The sequence below is a fragment of the Comamonas sp. A7-5 genome, from assembly GCF_039581385.1.
Classification (GTDB): domain Bacteria; phylum Pseudomonadota; class Gammaproteobacteria; order Burkholderiales; family Burkholderiaceae_C; genus Comamonas; species Comamonas thiooxydans.
Map to the genome: position 1 here is coordinate 1 of NZ_JBCPWO010000041.1, position 2,410 is coordinate 2,410.

Annotated in this window: 2 protein-coding genes and 1 pseudogene; all 3 read right to left on the reverse strand. The window is 56.1% G+C overall.

Features of this window, described 5'->3' with window-relative positions; translation table 11 throughout:
• Positions 1-406: 406 nt before the first annotated feature.
• Positions 407-778, reverse strand: coding sequence for a hypothetical protein (locus AAIL67_RS24600; protein WP_229228895.1), 372 nt, complete (start codon positions 776-778; stop codon positions 407-409).
• Positions 779-853: 75 nt separating this feature from the next.
• A complete protein-coding gene (locus tag AAIL67_RS24605) occupies positions 854-2,158 on the reverse strand; it encodes a protein rep (RefSeq protein ID WP_343485390.1) in 1,305 nt (434 codons plus the stop codon).
• A gap of 71 nt (positions 2,159-2,229) precedes the next feature.
• Positions 2,230-2,410 (reverse strand): annotated as a pseudogene (locus tag AAIL67_RS24610) (hypothetical protein); the annotation flags it as partial.

Here is a 2,410-nt window from a genome sequence, read left to right on the forward strand (position 1 = left end):
TATCATCATATCAACGGTTTTTTAGTTTTGAAAGCCTCAGAACATCCGTTTGTCTTCCAGGCGCGCGGGAAACGCTTCGACCAGGCATGAAAAAGGCCCCGCGGTGGGGGCCATTGGTTTTCGTGAGGTGCCGCGCGCAGCCAGGTCGGTGTAACTGGCATTGCCTGATCGTCGGTTGACATCAGGGGCTATGCCCCCGATACCCCCAGCCGCGCGCCATCCATAGAGGTTTCGCTCGATAAGCATCCCTTATCGTGAGCTATCCATCTTCACCGAGTGAAGCGAATGACCAGGCGGCAGATATAGCCAGCAACTTTCAGCGGAAAGATGCGCAGGTGTGGGACTGGACAGACGCGATAAAACCAGATCGCGGGACGAATCACGTAGCCCATTTGCCTTTCGTATTTCATCGAGCACCAACCATGAAAAATTCTTGGTTGGCAGCAATCTGCAAGCCCTCCGAAAGACGCTTTTCAAGCGCCTCGATCTGATCCCGAAGAACCCTGTTTTCCCTCTCCAACGTCATCGATCGCATGTGAGCGAAGCGGGCATCGTTGATCGCATTTGCATCAGCAGTGGATCGCCCCCAGGGCGTTTCCCAAAACAGCGCATACATGACAGGCTTGGGCGCCTGTCCTGCCTTCCTGTATTTGCGAATCGTGGACTCAGAAAGACCAAGCTTTCTAGCTACAGCTCGATCATTGCCGATGCTGTCCAAAATGGTCTCGATATGTGGGAGATGGGCGAAACGTGGCGCCCTAAAATAGAACTCAGCCATAAAGCCTCCAACTAGGTTTTGTGGTCAGGGCTGGTCAGGTGGTGCAAACACCTTTCCGGCCCGCTTTCATGACACTTAGGTCATTCCTTCCAAGATGAGAAGACGGGCCTCTGCCACCATGGCCTCGTCATACTCATAAACGCCATCTCTGCATCCATCCAGGAATGCTAGAAATTTCTGAACTGCCGGCCATCCGGCAGAGGTGGCCAGCTCAAGGACCGTAGCGCGCGCCTTGACCTTCAAGACATCACGCCACTGATCGGGCAGGATCTGACCTAATAGCTCTGCGCTGTCCTCGATCTCGGCAGCGAGTTCCTGGTCTTCTTTTTCAGCCTGGTTGAAACGGGCCTTCAGGCCGTTTGACCAGGACAACTGCCGCTTGCCCTTGAAGCACCTTGCGAACTCAGCAAAAAGCGCAAAGGCCTGCTTGTCTTCTTTGTCGGCCAGAACGGCGCGCAGAAGGTCAAAGGGCGTTTCTCCACCTACCTTGCCCTTCTTGATGTGCGCCTTGGTCATTTCATCCTCTAGGCCCCACTTGCTCACGTAGTTCGTGGCCTGCTGACCATCCTGCAGGTCAATACCGTGGGCAAAGCTCGGAGAGCCTAGTCCGGCCTTCTGGCAATAGGCATCCCAGCGCAGATACAGCCGTGTTTTCCAGTCCATGAGCTGAGCAGCATCACCTTTGACCAGGACGAACTGCAGGAAGTGGAAATGCGGGTGCCAGCCGTTGTTTGTTGCCTTGCGGCCGTGAGTCCCCTCCCATGCCCGGATCTGGCCCTGATGGCCCATTTCCTTGAACACCTTCTTCACGGACTTATCGCGCAGGAAGGCCTGAAGCGCCTTTGATTGACGCTCTAGGAGAGCCTCCAGGACGTCAAAACGGGTGTGGGGTGTGGTGAGGGTCAAAAGGTGGACTTCGCCGCCCTGAGCGCGATGCTGGGCCATTGCATCCTGTATTTCCAGCCGTCGACGCTCTGCGATCTTGGCCGCGCACACCGGGCAAGTCCAAACGCTTCCGCATGTCTGCAGGCCTCCATAGCTGGCGGTACCGTGTTCCTTTGACTTCCAGACCTCTACGTCCTTGTCATGGGCGCGAATACGCAGGCATTTAGCCGTTCTGGAGTCTGGGAGGATGTCGCGAGCAATGGACTGAAGCGCGAAGCGCTCCACCCTTCTAGCCATTGCAGAACCGTCCGGGGCTCGTAATTTCGCATTAATACCAAGGGCCCCTGCTCGCCCCTCCTGCCGGGCCGTACGAGGCTCCCGCTCGACCGACCCAGCAGGCGCGGCTGCGCTTGGGCCTGTTGTCTTATGGGAAATTGCGCTACTCCGCGCGGATTTATGGCGTGTCCGTGATACGCTTTGCATGTCGGTATGCATGTCGGTTAGAAATGCTGTAGAGACCGGCCACTCCCCGGAACGGGTCCAATCGTTCGCGGGGATTTTCTTTTTCAAGAAGCCGAGATGGGTTGCGCTTCATTACGGAGCGCGTAAAACATGATAGCGCCCTTAGCAACAAAGGCGCCTACGGGAATACGGACCTTCTGTCCGACCAGCTTTTTGAATGCCTCGGTGTGCACCTTCAGCGTGACCATTTCGAGCTTCTTCTCTCCGCTCTCCATGATGTTTTCG